The sequence below is a fragment of the Mesorhizobium sp. LSJC285A00 genome (assembly GCF_000503155.1).
GTDB lineage: Bacteria > Pseudomonadota > Alphaproteobacteria > Rhizobiales > Rhizobiaceae > Mesorhizobium.
In genome coordinates, this window is sequence record NZ_AYVK01000042.1 from 1 (window position 1) to 15,584 (window position 15,584).

A 15,584-nucleotide genomic window follows, 5' to 3' on the forward strand; every position below is an offset into this window, starting at 1 on the left:
TGGCCGGCAGCCTCGCGGCTGCAGCCGAGGCGGCAAAGGCCGGCGCGGAGGCGACCAAGGCGATGATCGCCACCAAGGGCCGGGCCTCCCGCCTCGGCGAACGCTCGCTTGGCCATATGGATCCAGGCGCGGCGTCCGCCGTAACCGTCATCGAGGCGATGCGGATCGCCTTGACCGGCTAGGTCGGGAGCGGATCCTCAGCGCTTCGCGTCGAGCTTGTCGACAGCCTGCACGTTGGCGGCAGAGGGACCGTTCGGATCGAACTCCGAGGCCAGCCAGGCGTCGGCGATCGATTTGGCCAGTTCGGGGCCGATGACGCGCGCACCCATGGTGATGATCTGGGCATTGTTGGATTTCGCAGCGCGTTCCGCCGAATAGGTGTCGTGGGTTAGCGCGGCACGGATTCCGGGCACCTTGTTGGCCGAGATGCTGACGCCGATGCCGGTGCCGCAAAACAGGATGGCGCGGTCGTAATTGCCGTCGACAATTTCGTGGCCGACCGCAGCGGCAATATCGGCGTAGAATCCGGCCTGGCTGAGATCGACGACCTGCAGTTCTGGCTTGGTGGCGAGATGCTTGGCGATGACATCGAGCAGCGGCTTGCCGGCGCTGTCGGCTCCGAGTGCGATCTTCATGGCAATGAACTCCTTCGTTTTCGTGGTCAGCGCGCGATGGCGGCCGACGCCTTTTTGAGAATGTCGATATAGTCTTCCGCTTGCCATGCCGAGCGGCCGATGAACAGCCCATCGATACGCGGCTGGCCAATCAGTTCAGCCGCGTTGCCGGGATTGACGCTGCCGCCGTAGAGCACAAGCGGGGCGGTCGGCAACCGGGTTGCTGCGACCTGCTTGATCAGCGCCTGCTGCTTGTCGGCATAGTCGGCGCTGGCCGGAATGCCTTTCTCGCCGATCGCCCACACCGGTTCATAGGCAAAGAGTATCTCTGCCGACAACTCATTGTTTGCGAGACCCTGCAGCGCGCCCAAGACCTGCGCGGTCAGAATTTCGTCGGCGCGGCCGCCCTCGCGCTCGGCCAGCGTCTCGCCGACACAGATCAGCGGCACAAAGCCGTGCCTGACCGCCGCCGCCGTTTTCAGTCCTACGGTCCTGTCCGTCTCACCAAAATGCTCGCGGCGTTCGCTATGGCCTAGTTCGATCAGGTCGAGCCCGCAATCCCTCAGCATCACCGGCGAAATCTCGCCCGTCCAGGCACCGGCATCGGCCCAATGCATGTTCTGGGCGCCAACCTTGACGCGGGTGTTGGCGAGCGCCGCCTTGACCTGCCGCACCGCGGTGAAGGGCGGAATGACGAAAGGCTGTATCGCCGGATCGAAGCCGGGCACGAAGGCAGCCAATGCCTCGGCGAACTGCAGCGCCTCCGCCAGCGTCTTGTTCATCTTCCAGCTCGTGCCGACCCAATATGGGGCCATTCTTCTCTCCTTCGATCCGAAATTCGAATGATGCGTGTTTCCGGGTCTGCGCCGGCCTTCGGGCCGGCGGTTTGCCTCAAGCGCGAGGCTTGAGACTTTCGCGGCCGCTGTCGATGTAAGGCGCCCAGAAATCCACCGACTCACGGATCATTGCAATAACCTGATGATCGACCGGTTCCCTCTCCCGGAAGGAAAGTTCAAGGCAGATTTCATTGTCGGTTCCGCCACCCGCCCGCACGGCGTCGAGCAGCTTCTGCGGGATGATGCGGCCATCCTTGTTGTAGGCGGCGGTGAACGGCCAGTGCCCGCCCTTGTTCATCGACGATTGCTTGATGTGGATGATCGGCGATTGCAACGGGAACGCTTTCGCCCAGGCATAGGGATCAGTGTCGTCAGGATTGGGCGAGGTCACGTCGCCATGGTCGATGTCGACCATCATCTGCATCGGGATCGGCAGCTTGGCCGCATCGATGGCGCCCTGCAATTCGACGCAGCTTTCGATCGTGTGGCCAAACTCGCGGCCGACCGACATCGGTTCCCAGAAAAGGTAGGTCAGGCCCGCCGCCTTGGCGTGCTCGGCCACTTCGCGCCAGCATTCGAGCGCGATGTCGAGAAGCGCCGCGCGCCGCTGCGGATCGTCAAAATCCTTGTAGGTGAATATGGCGAACTGCGTGCCCATGCCCGACGCGCCGAGTTCGGCGGAGATGTCGGCGAAGGTCTTGAACCAATCGACATAATAGCGGCGCACATCCGCGTCCGGATGGCCGAAATGATTGAGCCGGCCATAGGGACCGGTCATACCCGAAGTGATCCGCACGCCGGTCCGCGCCAGGGCGCTGTTGAACAGGCGAACGAACTTGGCGATCGTTGCCGCCGGCCAGCCCGGATTGACGAATTCATGCGTCAGTTGCACGTCGCGGATGCCGATGCCATAGGCAATGGCGTCGATCAGATCGTCGGGATCGGCGAAGCGATTGACCAGCGGGTTGGTGTTCAGCGAAAGCGTGAAGGCCATCAGTTCACCGCCGCCATTGTCTTTGTGCACCAGTCTTCGAATGTTTTCCGCTCGGCCGCATTGATATGCAGCCCGTGTTTGGTCCGGCGTTCGAGAACGTCGGCGGCGGTCATCGCCCATTCGGTCTCGAACAGGAAGACAGCTTCGAGCTCATAGAAATCCGGGCCGAAACGACGGCCGAGATCGGCTTCGCCTTTTACGCCTTTCAGCAAGGCGCGCGTGCGCGTGCCGTAGCTGCGGGCATAGTGCTTCACCAGCGACGGGCTAAGCCACGAAAACTCGGCGTGCAGATCGCCCAGGAACTGCTCGAAATCCGCGTTGGGCAGGTCGCCTCCCGGCAGGGGAATTTTGGCTGTCCAGGCCTTCTTCATGGTCGGAAAGAAGGGCTGGATCTTTTCCAGCGCATGTTCGGACAGTTTGCGGAAGGTGGTGATCTTGCCGCCGAACACAGAAAGCAGCGGCGCGCCACCGTTCGGGGCGTCGAGTTCGAAGATGTAGTCGCGCGTCACCGCGCTCGGGTTGTCGGCATTGTCGTCATAGAGCGGCCGCACGCCCGAGAAACTGTAGACCACGTCCTGCGCGGTGAGTTGGCGCTTGAAGTAGCGGTTGACCACCTTGATCAGATAATCGATTTCGCTGGCTTCGGCCGCCACTAGCTCAGGCCTGCCTTCATAGGGTATGTCGGTGGTGCCGATCAGCGCCAGATCGTTCTCATACGGATTGACGAAAATCACCCGCTTGTCGTTGTTCTGGATCAGATAGGCCTGCCGTCCCTCCCAGAATTTTGGCACGACGATATGGCTTCCTTTTACCAGGCGAACGTTGCGGGTGGAATTCTGTCCGGCGACGCGGCTGACGATGTCATTCACCCATGGCCCGGCCGCGTTGACCAACCCGCGTGCGCGGACCCTCGTCACAGCGCCCGTGCGGCCGTCCTGCATGTCGATCGACCACAGGCCGTCTTCGCGCCAGGCAGCAATACAGGCAGTGCGAGTGAAGACTTTTGCGCCGCGCTGACTGGCATCGAGCGCATTGAGCAGCACCAGCCTGGCGTCATCGACCCAGCAGTCGGAATATTCGAAGCCACGCTTGAATTCGTCCCTGATCGGCGCCCCTTCCGGCGCCGTTCTCAGGTTCAGTGTCCTCGTTCCCGGCAGCCGCTTGCGGCCGCCAAGATGGTCGTAGAGAAACAGCCCGAGCCGCACCAGCCATGCCGGCCGGTCCTCGGGGCTGTGCGGCAGCACGAAACGCATTGGCCAGATGATGTGCGGCGCCGCCTCAAGCAGCACCTCGCGCTCGATCAGCGCTTCGCGCACCAGCCGGAACTCGTAATATTCGAGATAGCGCAGGCCGCCATGCACCAGCTTGCCGGAACGCGAGCTGGTGCCTTGCGCCAGATCGTCCTTCTCGCACAGGATGACCGACAGCCCGCGACCCGCGGCATCGCGCGCTATGCCGGCGCCGTTGACGCCACCGCCGATCACGAAGAGATCGACAATATCCGTTGTATCGCTCAAGACTTAGCTCCTGTGCGGTGCGCCATCGATTTCCACACCGGATGCAGCGCCTGACGCGCCGCGACAAAAGACGGAAACAGCGCATCGTAGGTTTGCGAAAGCGCCTCGTCATAGGCGTCGCATTCGCCCAGAAGCGGCGTCACCCATTCGGCGCAGCAATCATCCATCGAGCGATAAAAGCCGAGCCCGACCGCGGCCATCATCGCCGCACCCGCGGCACCTGCTTCTTGGCGGCTGCTGGTTCTGACCTGCGCGCGGGTTGCCGCGGCGATAATACGGCGCAGCGACGGACTGCGCGCCGCGCCGCCAGACAGGCGGATCTCGCTGGGCATGCTGCCCATGGCCTGGTAGCAATCGCGGGCCGCGAAGGCCAATCCCTCGAGAACGGCGCGCGCCAGATCGCCAAAACCGTGCTTGACCGAGAGGCCGATGAAGCCCGCGCGTGCGTCGGGGTCAACGAACGGTCCGCGTTCGCCGGCGAGCGAGATATAGGGCTGATAGACCAGCGATCCCGGCTCCGATCCTTCGACCCAGACATCGAGCGCTTTCAGCAGCTCGTCGCGCGAAGGTTTTGCGCCGCTGGCGGTCAGCACGTCGCGCGCCAGGCCAAGCAGCCAGTCGATGTTGAGCGTCGCCGCCATATTGGATTGCAGCTGCGCATAGGCGCCCGGAACCGGCATGGCGATCGTGTAGCCGGAGGCATTGTCGTTGAGGACGACATCATCAGGAGTGCGCGCTAGGCGTGTGTGGATGCCGGTCGAGCCGATGACCGTGCAGCCGACATTGCCGCTTGGATCATAGAGGCCGGCGCCGAGCGCGGTGCTGACCATGTCGACGTAGCCCAGCACCACCGGCGTGCCCGCAAGCAGGCCGGTCTCGCCTGCTGCCGACGCAGAAAGCGGATGATGGTCGGTCGTGCCTTCGAGCATGGGGGGCAGCAGGCGGCGGTGCGACGTCAGATCCAGAATGTCGAGCACCTCGTCGGAATAGCTGCGCGCGCGGAAATCGCCGAAGGTGAATGTTCCCTCCGAAGGATCGGTGGCGCGCTCGCCGGTCATCTTGAAATAGAGCCAGTCCTTGCAGTGAAAGGCAGTGGCGGCGCGCTCCAGGATTTCCGGGCTGTTTTTCTTCAGCCAGCTGAGCTGAGCGCCCTGCTGGCAGGCGTTGAGCCCGGTGCCGGTGATCTCGAACCGCGTGCGATCCCGGGGATCGCCGCGCATCTCGTCCACCAGATGTCCGGCGCGCGCATCGAGCCAGAGCCACGCGCGCCCGACCGGCATGCCGTCGCCATCGATCAGCCAGGTGCCGTCGCCCTGCCCGGTGACCGCGACGGCCGCGGTTCGCCGCGCGAGGTCTGGAATTTTCGTCGCCAGATCGAGAACGGTCAGCACCATGTCGCGCCAGGTCTGATTAAGGTCCTGTTCGGCGCCGCCGCCTTCCAGCGTGACGAAGCTGTTGGTCACCGATGCCATGGCGAGCTGCCGCCCCGATAGATCGAAAGCGACCGATTTGATCACGGACGTTCCCGCGTCGATCCCGATCAGCAGGTCTTTCATGCCGCAAGTTCCGGATGGTTATGAAGGCAAGTCACAAGGAGCAGTCTTTGTTGTCTCGAAGCCATGGAAGAGCCAGGGAGTGTCCGCGAAGGACACCCCCTGAGCAGGTTTTTATTCCGACAGCACGAAGGGTGCGGTGTACTTGTCCACATTGTCCTTGGTGATGAGCAGGCAATCGAACAGTTGCTTCTCGCTGGTGGCGCCGGTAGCGCCCGTCTTGATGAACGAGTCGGCCTGCTGCACGGCCTTGGCCGAGAAGATGGCCACCGGCTGAAGCACGGTGTACTGCAGTTCGCCGGACTTGATGGCCGCAACCGCATCCGGGGAGCCGTCAAAGCCGCCGACCTTGATGCCGGCGAGCTTGCCGGCTTCCTTCAGCGCCGCAACCGCGCCAAGCGCCATTTCGTCGTTGCCGCTGATCACCGCGATGATGTCGGGATTGGCCTGCAGCATGCTCTGCATCTTGTCGTGTCCCTGGGTACGATCCCAGTTGGCGACCTGCGAAGCGGCCTTTTCGAGATCCGGATACTGGCTCAGCACAGTCGCGTAGCCGTTCGAGCGCGTGGCGGCGTTGTTGTCCGAGGGGGCGCCGAGCAGTTCGACATACTTGCCCTTTTCACCGACCGCCTGCACCCACTGCTGGGCGCCGAGAGCCGCACCCTGGGCGTTGTTGGAGACGAGCTGTCCCTTGGCAAGACCTTCCTGGTTGATCTCGGCATTGACGAGGAAAACCGGGATGTTGGCGGCAATCGCCTTCTTCACCGCGCCGACCGAACCATCGGCATTGGCCGGGTCGAGGATGATCGCCACCGACTTGTTGGTGATGGCGGTGTCGATCAGATTGCTTTCGGTATTGGTGTCGCCCTTGTGGGCGGCGACGTTGGCTGTATAGCCAAGCTTTTCGGCTTCGGCCTTGGCGACGTTGCCTTCGGTCAGCCAGTAGGGGTTGGCCGGATCGTTGACGATGATCGAGATCAGGCCCGCGGCCGATGCGGCTGCGCTAAACCCGACCACCATCGCGGCGGCAAGCAAACTTCTAAGCACGATTTTCATGTACATTCCTCCAATGATTTTACGCGGTCTTGCTGCCAGTCAGCTGGCAGTCTTCCCTTGGGCAGGATTGGCCGGTTCGGCCTTCCCCCGTTTCTGAGAAGTCGGTTGGCCGCCCGTCGAAGCTGGAAGCTTGCTACGGCGGCGATACTGAACGGCATTGAGGAGCACGGCGAGCACGATGACGGCGCCGGTGAACACTGTCTGCCAGTAGGATGAGATGCCGATGATCACCAGACCATCGGATAGGAAGCCGATGACGAAGGCTCCGAGCAAGGTGCCGCGAATGTTGCCGCGCCCGCCGGTGAGTGCGGCGCCGCCGATGACCACGGCGGCGATGGCCGTCAGTTCGTAGGTGGTGCCGGCGGTCGGCCCGGCCGAGGTCAGCTGCGAGGACAGGATCAGGCCGGCAATGGCGGCGCAGATGCCCGACAGCACATAGACCGAAATCTGCACGGTCTTGACCGGAACGCCGGAGAGTTCGGCGGCGCGCTCATTGCCGCCCGAGGCGTAGAGCCAGCGTCCAAAGGCGGTGCGGTTCAGGACGATGCTGCCGATCAGCGCGATAACCGCCAGCACCACCACGCCGGTCGGCACGCCGAACAGGCGGTTGAAGCCGAGAGCATCGAAACCGGTGTTGCCCAACTCCGGCTTGCCGCCGAGATTGTTGTAGGTCAGGCCGCTGGTCATCAGCAGTGCCAGGCCGCGCGCCATGTACATGACGCCGAGCGTGGCGACGAAGGCCGGAACCTTGAACCGCGCGATCAGCACGCCGTTGATAAGCCCGACGGCCGCACCCAGCATGCAGGCCAGCACCGCGACCATCCAGACCGGCGGGTAGAGAACGACGCCCAGCCAGGTCAGCGTCACGCCCTGCATCAGAAACCCAGCGACGACGCCGGCAAGCCCGAGCGTCGACCCCACCGACAGGTCGATGCCGCCATTGAGGATGACCAGCAGCATGCCGACGGCGAGAATCCCGAAGATGGCGACATGCGAGGCCATGGTCAGGAAATTCGCCACCGAGAGGTAATAGGGCGACAGGATCGAGAAGACGACAATGATGACGATCAGGGCAAAGAAGGCCCGGCCTTCGAGCAGCAGCTTGGCCACGTCGAAGCCCTCGCCGCCCGCATTGGGGCTGGACTGTTTGCTGGCCTGGCTGACATCGCTCATGGGTCGGGGCTCCGAAATTCTATGGTCAGGCGACCACGGCTTCGCCGGAGGCGGCCATGATCTGCTCTTTGGTGGCGTTGGCGCCGAATTCGGCTGAAATCTTGCCGCGCCGCATCACGACGATGCGATGGGCGATGCTGAGGCACTCATTGACCTCCGAGGTCGAGAAGACGACCGCCAGGCCTTGCGCGGCACGCTCGCTGAGCAAGCGAAAGACTTCGGCCTTGGCGCCGACATCGATGCCGCGGCTCGGCTCGTCGAGAAGGATGACCTTGGGATCTGTCGTCAGCATCTTGCCGATGACGACCTTCTGCTGGTTGCCGCCCGACAGCGATCCGATCATGGCGTTGCCGCCCGCGGTCTTGATGGTCACCTTGCGGATCGAATCGTCGATCAGTGCGCGTTCCCTCGGCCGGGAGAGGAACAGGCCTTTCGCGAACGCCTCGATGCTGGCAAGCGACAGATTGCGGCCGACGGTCATGGTCTGAACCAGGCCGTCGCGCTGGCGATCCTCGGGGACCAGAACCAGACCTCGGGCGATGCGCTGGGCAATGGTCAGCCCCGAAACGTCCTCACCCTCCAGCAGCGCCCGCCCGCCCGCCATGGGCACACGGCCGGCGACGGCCTCCAGCAATTCCGTGCGGCCCGCGCCCATCAGCCCATAGATGCAGACGATCTCGCCCGCTTTGACATCCAGCGACAGATGATCGACGACGTAGCCTGAACCCGAAGCGTCGGTGACGCTGACATCCTCGATCGACAGCGCGACCTCACCAAACGCATGGCCGGTCGGCGGCGAGCCGAGGTCGAAATTCTCACCCACCATGTTGCGGACGATCCATTCGAGGTCGATGTCCTTGGCTTCGGCCGTCGCCGTGATCGCCCCGTCACGCAGCACGACGGCGTAGTCGGTGATCTGCAGCGCCTCTTCGAGGTGATGCGAGATGTAGACGATGGAGACACCGCGGCTGGTCAGATCGCGGATCACCTTGAACAGCACTTCGACCTCCGTGGCGCTCAGCGCGGAGGTCGGCTCGTCCATGATCAGGATGCGGCTGTCGACCGATAGCGCGCGTGCGATCTCGACGATCTGCTGCTGCCCCAGGCGCAGGTCCTCCACCAAGGTCATCGGATCGATGTCTTCTTCGAGGTCGGCCATCAGCGCCCGCGCCTGGCGCGACTCCTCGGCGAAGTCGAGGCCGGTTCTGGTGCGCAGTTCGCGGCCCATGAAGATGTTGTCGCGAACGCTCAGATTCGGCGCCAGGCTGAGCTCCTGGTGGATGATCGAAATGCCGCGGTCGCGCGCGTCCGAAGACGAGGAAAAGCTGACGAGATTGCCGTCGAGCACGATGTCGCCGGATGTCGGCGTGACCACGCCGGACAGGATCTTCATCAGCGTCGACTTGCCGGCGCCATTCTCTCCGAACAGGGTGGTGACCTTGCCGCGATGGATGTCGAAGTTGACGCCCTTGAGCGCGTGGACGCCGCCATACGACATGACGACATTGCGCGCCGAAAGCACGGCATCGCCAGTCGCGGGTTCTGTGCCGGCAGCCATTGTCATTTGACGTCCAGCCTCACCGGCGTGACCAGCCAGCTCTTCGGATTGACCAGCTTGAAGACGCCGACCACCGCTATTGTCTTGCCGGTCAAGTCACTGGTATCGACTTTCGCCAGCACCTCCTTCTTCATCTCGTTGTTCAGCGCCGAGCCGGCGTCCTGATACTCGATCTGGTTGGTGAACTGACCAAAGGTGATCTTGCCGGTGGCGTCGCGAAGCTCGGTGCCGTTGATCGCCGGCCCAGTCTGTACGCGGACGGTCAACGTGTCCGGCAAACCGTCGACCGCGACCTTGTAGATGCCCGATTTTCCCTCGCCGACGACGCCGGTGAACTTGACCGAGATGACCGGTCCGACTCCCGCCGGCACGCCATATTCCTTTTCGGCCGTCGCCCTGTCCTTGGCGATCGCCGTCGCCACCGTTGCGGCGTCGGCGGCACGCGCTTCGACATCGGCCTGCACCTTGGGAAATTCAGACTTGCCGTAGTCGGCGGCCGAAAACACCGCGTTGCGAACATCGCCGGCAGAGCCGATCTTGATCACCTTGGTATCGAGCGCCATGGCGCCGAGCAGAACCACAACCGCAGCGCCGGCAAGCACCCGGCGCAGGCCGGGCGAAGCTTGCCGGGCGGTGGCCTTCGCGCTCATGATGCAACCACCAGCGGTGCGGATTGTCCGTTGTCACGCATTCGAAGTTCCTCCGTTCACGCAGCGCTTCGCGGTCCCGGCTGCATCGTCGAGCTCGACCAGCGCGCGGGCCGTGCATTCGTCGGTGATCAGGCCGCTGAGATAACGGCTTTCGAGTACTGCCTTGATGGCGCGCACCTTCACCTTGCCGCCGGCGACGGCAACGATCCTGCGGCCCTTCAACTGATCGCGCGGAAGCGCCAGTATTCTTTCCGACAGCGCCGTTTCGACCGGACGCCCCTTGTCGTCGAAGAAATGCGCCAGCAATTCACCAACGCCGCCGTCACGCTTGACCTCGTCGATTTCGGAAGGCTCGATCATGCCGGTGGCGACCAGCGACGCCTCCCGCTCGGCCGTGCCTATTCCGACGAACATCAGGTCGGACCGGCTGGCGAGAGCGAACACATCGCTGATGCCGCGCTGGCCAAGCAGCACTTCGCGGTCCTCGGCGGTATTGGCGACAAAAGGCACCGGCATGACGAAAGCCTGCGCGCCGGTCCGCTCTGCCAGGCGATGCATGACGTCGTGCGGGTTGGCGGCGAATTTGCGCGTCACGCCGCCAAGCAGCGAGACGAAACGGATGTGAGCAGCAGTTGCGCGCGTCAGATATTCGACGCTGGCGGCAAGCGTGCGGCCATGGCCGACGCCGATCAGCATGTCTTCGCCGCGATCGATTTCGCGCTTCAGGAACTGGGCGCCGGCAATGCCCAGCCCCTTGAGCGGCAGTTCGTCCTGATCGAGATCGGGAACCACCTCGCAATAGTGGAGCCCATAGGCGGCGATCAGGCGCTGTTCCAGGTCGACGCATTCGGCGACGTCGCCGTCGATGAAGACCCTGACCAGACCTTCCTGGTTGGCCTTGGTGATCAGCCTATGCGCCTTGAGGCTGGTCAGGCCAAGCCGCTTGGCCACCTGGGCCTGGGTCAGACCACCGGCATAGTGCAGCCAGGCCGCGCGCGTGGCGAGGCTGGATTCATGGTCGCGGTTTGCGCTTCCGCCGGAATTCAAGCCATCCCCTCCCCAGGGTGATAATATTATCTTTGTGTGCAAAAATTTTCATACCTTTGCACCGCTGTCAATCCCTCCGCAGATGGTTGCCTCAGCCGACGTTCGGCAGCCAACGCGAGCCTATTAGAAGGTAAGCATACAATATGACCATACGGTAGTGTTAATTTAACGTCAATTTGTGTTACCGGATCCAGTGACGGCATGAGCCCGTAGGCGCCGGCAAATCCCAATCCGGGTGCAAAATGGGAAGGTTGATGCACAGGGCGCAACAAGGGCAAATCGATCGGATTGCCTCAGGAAAAGCTAGGCGTCGGCGATCAAGCGATCAGTCCAGCCGCATCAGGTTCCTGCCTTCGAGCTCGACAACAGCGGCTTCGACCTCCCGCGTGAGGCGCTCGGTGCTCCACCCCAACGCCCGCCCCGCGATCGCGGCAATCTCCTGCAGGTCGCGGCTCGTCAGCGAGCCGCCTATCGCCAACGTGCTGCGGCGCATAACGACATCGGCCAGATGTTCGACGAACTCGTTGCGCGCGATGTAGTCGATTTCCGCCTTGCCGTAGCCGCCGGAGTCCGGCAGGCAACCCTCATCATCCGACCCGTGCCTGGCGATCTCAACGGCTCTGGTCCCGTAGCGCGACAGCAATTGATCAAGGCGCCCTTCCCCGGCGCCCGTTGCCTGCTGTGCCTCAGCCAGCCAGTCCGCGCGCGCGGCGGCATTGGCCGGAAAATCCCGCCCACCGCCGATCGGCATCGACTGAGTCGACATCTTGCGGCTGCGCTGCAAGCGCTTGAGTACGGTATCAGTGACTTCCTCGGCAAAGCCGCGGAACGTCGTCCATTTGCCGCCGACCAGCGAAATGACTGCAAAGGGCCTGTTGCCGTCCGGCTCGGCAACGGGCGCCGAATGATCGCGGCTGATCAGTCCGGGCGTCGCTGCTTCAGACGTCGGCAGCGGCCGGATGCCGCTATAGGCGTAGACGATCTGGTCGCGCTCGAACGCCATGCCCGGCAGCAGCGTTCGCACGCTGTCGAGCAGATAGTCGACTTCTTCGGGTTCGCAGCGGACCGCGTCCGGATTGTCGGCCTTGATGTCGGTCGAGCCGACCAGCGCCAGGAGATCGGAAGAGCACACGTCTGAACTCNGGACCGCGTCCGGATTGTCGGCCTTGATGTCGGTCGAGCCGACCAGCGCCAGGCCGAGATAGTCGTAGACCAGGCAGATGCGGCCGTCATCGGCCTCGAAATAGAGCATGCGCCCGGCGAGGCTTTTGACCAGTTCGTCATGCCTTAAAAGGATATGCGAGCCCTTGGTGCCGCCGATCATCTTCGATGGAGCACCAAGCAGCGCGTTGACGTCGTCGATCCACGGACCGGCGGCGTTCACCACCAGCTTCGGCCGCACCGAAAAGGCCGCGCCGTTTTCCGGCTGGAAGGTGAGCACGCCATTGGCTGAAGCCGCCAGTGTCGTGTAGTTGGCACCGGCAGACGCCGCGTGAGCCTGCAAGCCGTCGAGGATCAGTTCCAGCACCAGCCTTTCCGGGTGACTTATCTTGGCGTCGTAGTAGGTGCCGGTGGCGACGATCGCCGGATTGAGCGCCGGCATCTCAACAAGCGCCTGCCGCCGCCCGACCATGCGGTGGCGCGGCATGACCTGGTTTCGTGAACCGTAGAAATCGTAGATCATCAAGCCGATCTTGATCAGTATGGCGCCGCGGCTGCGCGGCGCGCTGGTCGAGCCGAACAGCGTTCGCAACGCCGCGAGCATGCCCTTGCTCCACGAGAAGATCGGGATGACGGTCGGCAGCGGGCTGACATAGTGCGGCGCGTTTTGAAGAAGCAGATTGCGTTCGAGCGTCGACTGCGCCACCAGCCCGAACTCGCCGGTCTCGAGATATTTCAAGCCGCCGTGGATGAGCCTCGACGGCGCGGCACTGGTGCCCGAGCCGAAATCCGCCTTTTCGACGATCAGGCAGCTGACACCTTGCGCGCACAGATCGCGAAACAGCCCAGCCCCGTTGATGCCGGCGCCAAGAATGACGACGTCGACTTCGCCGGTCCCGGCCATCGCGGCGAGACGCCCTGCGGGATTGTCCGCCCCGGCTCCATCTGCTGGGTTCATGGCGCCTTCGTCTTGACGATGCGCAACTTCACCCCCGCCCGTTCGAGGCTCTGCGCCTGCGCATCGCCCAGGCCCTCGGTCACCAGCACGGCGTCGAAACTGGTCAGATCGTCGAAGACATGCAGCGCGATCCGGTCGAATTTTGCGTGGTCCACCAAAAGGATGCGCTTCACGGAGGCGGTCATCATCGCCTGCTTGACCCGCACGACATTCGGATCCTGGATGAAAGCAGTGGTTCCGGTGACGGCCGAAGCCGAACAGATCAGCACATTGGCGCGCAACTGCGCCACGGCGTTCTCGCAGACAATGCCGATATAGGCATTGTAAGTGGGATGATACTGGCCGCCGAGGCAGATGAAATCGATATCGTCCACATTGATCAATTGGCCCGCCGTCGAAACGCTGTTGGAAATGACGGTCAGCGGCTTGACGTCGAGCAGCAGCGTCGCGACCGCGTTTGCCGTCGATGAATCGTCCAGCATCACCACCTGGCCGGCCTCGATATAATCCAGTGCCGCCCGCGCCAGTGCATCCTTCTCGGCTCGATTGACGGTCACCCGGTAGCGGAAAGCGCTCTCGTAGAGGCCGGAAGGCTGGACCGTCACCGCACCATGCAGCTTGCGCAGCACGCCCTGCTGCGCCAGCCGGTCGATATGCCGGTGGATGGTCATGCGCGACACGCCGAAATGCTCGACCAGATCATCGATGCGCACCTGGCCGAGCTTGATCACATAATCGGCGATCTCTTCGCGTCGTTCGTCGGCCTTGATCATGCGTTTACCCCCGGCCGCGCCAGCCTTTCGATATCAGGCCAATGCCACTTCAGCTGCTCGGCTATGCGGCAGTAGAGCGAAAACCGCTCATTGAACACAGCACTGGAGGCGGGCACGGTTTGGTACGTCCGCTCCGTCATGCCGACCTGCCTGGCGCCCTCTTGCGGCGTCTTGAACAAGCCGACCGCAGCACCTGCGCAAAGCGCGGCACCGAGGGCCGCGGTCTCATCCGTCGAGGTGACGGTGACCGGGGCGTTCAGCACGTCGGCAAACATCTGGACGAAAGCAGGATTACGCGAGCCGCCCCCGGTCAGGCGGATCTCGCTGACGGCAAAGCCGTCGCGCAAGGCCTCGACATGGGTGCGGTGATTGAAGGCGATGCCTTCCAGAACCGCCTTCAGCATGTCGCCGCGATTGTGCCAGCCATGCAGGCCGACAAAGCTGCCGCTGGCCAAATCGCCATAGGGAGAGCCGAACAGATAGGGATGAAACAGGATGGTCGAAGGCTTCTTCAACGCCGCGTCGATCTCTCCCGCCAGCAATTCGTGGAGGGAGCCGCCATCCGCGTTTGTCATGTCTTGCTCCAAGCGACAGAAGGTGTCGAGAAACCAGTCGTAGTTCGCGGTCGAGGCCGGCGAGATCGACATGTTGTTCCAACGGCCCGCATCGATGGCGTTGCGGCAGAACCAACGTCGGTCGACGCGCGGTTGCGAAGAGACGACTTCGTTGATGGAATAGGTGCCGGCGACGATGGCGAGCACGCCCTCCTCATGGCCGCCCATGCCAAGCGCCGAGGCGGCCACGTCGTGCAGGCCGCAGGCGACCGGTGTTCCCTTGCGAAGGCCGGTCCTTTCGGCGGCATCGGCGGTGACTTGACCGGCGATTTCAGCGGAATGCGCCACCGGCGGCAGCGCGTCGAACAGATCCTCCAACCCGAAGATGCGCAGCGCTTCAGGCGCATAGGCTTGCGTGCGAAAATCCGTGAATGAGGTGCTTGCCTCCGTGCGGTCGGTGCCGATCGTGCCGCTCAGGCAAAAGCGCAGCCAGTCCTTGCAGGCCAGCACATGGCCGATGCGGCCATAGCGATCAGGATCGTTCTGCTTAAGCCACGCCAGCAGCGCCGACGGCGCCGAAACATGCGGCGTCTGGCCTGTCGTCGCCAGCGCATCGGTGAAAACGGTACCGGCGGACCACCTGTCGACAATGTCGCCGGCCCGGCTGTCGAGCGAAAGGATGCCTGGTCCCAAAGGCTGACGATCATGATCGAGCACATAGAGACCATCGCCATGCGCGGTCGCCGCCACCGCCTTGATGTCTTCCGCCGGCCTGCCGGAGAGCGCGATCGCCTCCTTGATGGCGTCGGCTGTTGCTTGCCACAGGCCTGACATGTCGCGCTCCACCCAGCGCGCGTGGGGCATCGATTGCGGCACCCGGCGACGCGCCACGGACAATTGCGTGCCGTCGGCATCGAAGATGACCGCCTTGGTGACCGTGAGGCCGTTATCGATTCCGAGCAGGCTGGGCATGATCACCGCCTCTTTCAGCAACTGGCGATTGCTACAGGGCGATCCTGCAGTCTGATGCAAGGGCGAAACACATGGCGACAACCCCGATTGAGCAAGGGGGACAAACGGCAAAAGCACCTCGCCGCAACAAAGAACTCATATCTTTATGTGAATTTAACGTCAACATGC

At 63.2% G+C, this 15,584-nt stretch carries 13 protein-coding genes; 1 reads left to right on the forward strand and 12 read right to left on the reverse strand.

Annotated features, from left to right (window positions below):
• Positions 1-182, forward strand: a 182-nt coding sequence (locus X726_RS0136360) for a DAK2 domain-containing protein (protein WP_031215418.1), incomplete at its 5' end; no start/stop codon positions are given.
• A 15-nt stretch (positions 183-197) separates the two neighbouring features.
• Here the strand turns inward: X726_RS0136360 and X726_RS143095 are convergent.
• From X726_RS143095 to X726_RS143035, 12 genes are all read right to left on the reverse strand, one after another.
• Positions 198-635, reverse strand: coding sequence for an RpiB/LacA/LacB family sugar-phosphate isomerase (locus X726_RS143095; protein ID WP_023672592.1), 438 nt, complete (start codon positions 633-635; stop codon positions 198-200).
• Positions 636-661: 26 nt separating this feature from the next.
• On the reverse strand, positions 662-1,429 hold the full coding sequence (locus X726_RS143090) for a triose-phosphate isomerase (RefSeq protein ID WP_023672593.1): 768 nt from the start codon (positions 1,427-1,429) through the stop codon (positions 662-664).
• A gap of 76 nt (positions 1,430-1,505) precedes the next feature.
• Positions 1,506-2,444, reverse strand: a complete 939-nt coding sequence (locus X726_RS143085) for a TIM barrel protein (protein ID WP_023710712.1) — start codon at positions 2,442-2,444, stop codon at positions 1,506-1,508.
• Complete coding sequence (locus tag X726_RS143080) at positions 2,444-3,961, reverse strand: glycerol-3-phosphate dehydrogenase (protein ID WP_023672595.1); 1,518 nt, start codon at positions 3,959-3,961, stop codon at positions 2,444-2,446. Before X726_RS143080 ends, X726_RS143085 begins: the two co-directional genes overlap by 1 nt.
• Entirely contained in the window at positions 3,958-5,517 is a 1,560-nt protein-coding gene (locus X726_RS143075) for an FGGY-family carbohydrate kinase (RefSeq protein WP_023672596.1), read from the reverse strand. Before X726_RS143075 ends, X726_RS143080 begins: the two co-directional genes overlap by 4 nt.
• Positions 5,518-5,628: 111 nt before the next feature.
• Entirely contained in the window at positions 5,629-6,576 is a 948-nt protein-coding gene (locus tag X726_RS143070) for a D-ribose ABC transporter substrate-binding protein (RefSeq protein ID WP_023672597.1), read from the reverse strand.
• A 33-nt stretch (positions 6,577-6,609) separates the two neighbouring features.
• Complete coding sequence (locus tag X726_RS143065) at positions 6,610-7,743, reverse strand: ABC transporter permease (protein WP_023672598.1); 1,134 nt, start codon at positions 7,741-7,743, stop codon at positions 6,610-6,612.
• A gap of 25 nt (positions 7,744-7,768) precedes the next feature.
• On the reverse strand, positions 7,769-9,307 hold the full coding sequence (locus X726_RS143060) for a sugar ABC transporter ATP-binding protein (RefSeq protein ID WP_023818099.1): 1,539 nt from the start codon (positions 9,305-9,307) through the stop codon (positions 7,769-7,771).
• Complete coding sequence (locus X726_RS143055) at positions 9,304-9,864, reverse strand: DUF2291 domain-containing protein (protein ID WP_245261881.1); 561 nt, start codon at positions 9,862-9,864, stop codon at positions 9,304-9,306. The genes X726_RS143060 and X726_RS143055 overlap by 4 nt, the downstream gene beginning before the upstream one ends.
• Positions 9,865-9,984: 120 nt before the next feature.
• Positions 9,985-10,998 (reverse strand): sugar-binding transcriptional regulator, encoded by a 1,014-nt coding sequence (locus X726_RS143050; RefSeq protein WP_023672601.1) that lies wholly within the window; start codon positions 10,996-10,998, stop codon positions 9,985-9,987.
• Between the two features lie 2,115 nt (positions 10,999-13,113).
• On the reverse strand, positions 13,114-13,890 hold the full coding sequence (locus X726_RS143040; protein WP_023672603.1) for a DeoR/GlpR family DNA-binding transcription regulator: 777 nt from the start codon (positions 13,888-13,890) through the stop codon (positions 13,114-13,116).
• Complete coding sequence (locus X726_RS143035) at positions 13,887-15,416, reverse strand: FGGY-family carbohydrate kinase (protein ID WP_031215420.1); 1,530 nt, start codon at positions 15,414-15,416, stop codon at positions 13,887-13,889. The genes X726_RS143040 and X726_RS143035 overlap by 4 nt, the downstream gene beginning before the upstream one ends.
• Positions 15,417-15,584: the final 168 nt, after the last annotated feature.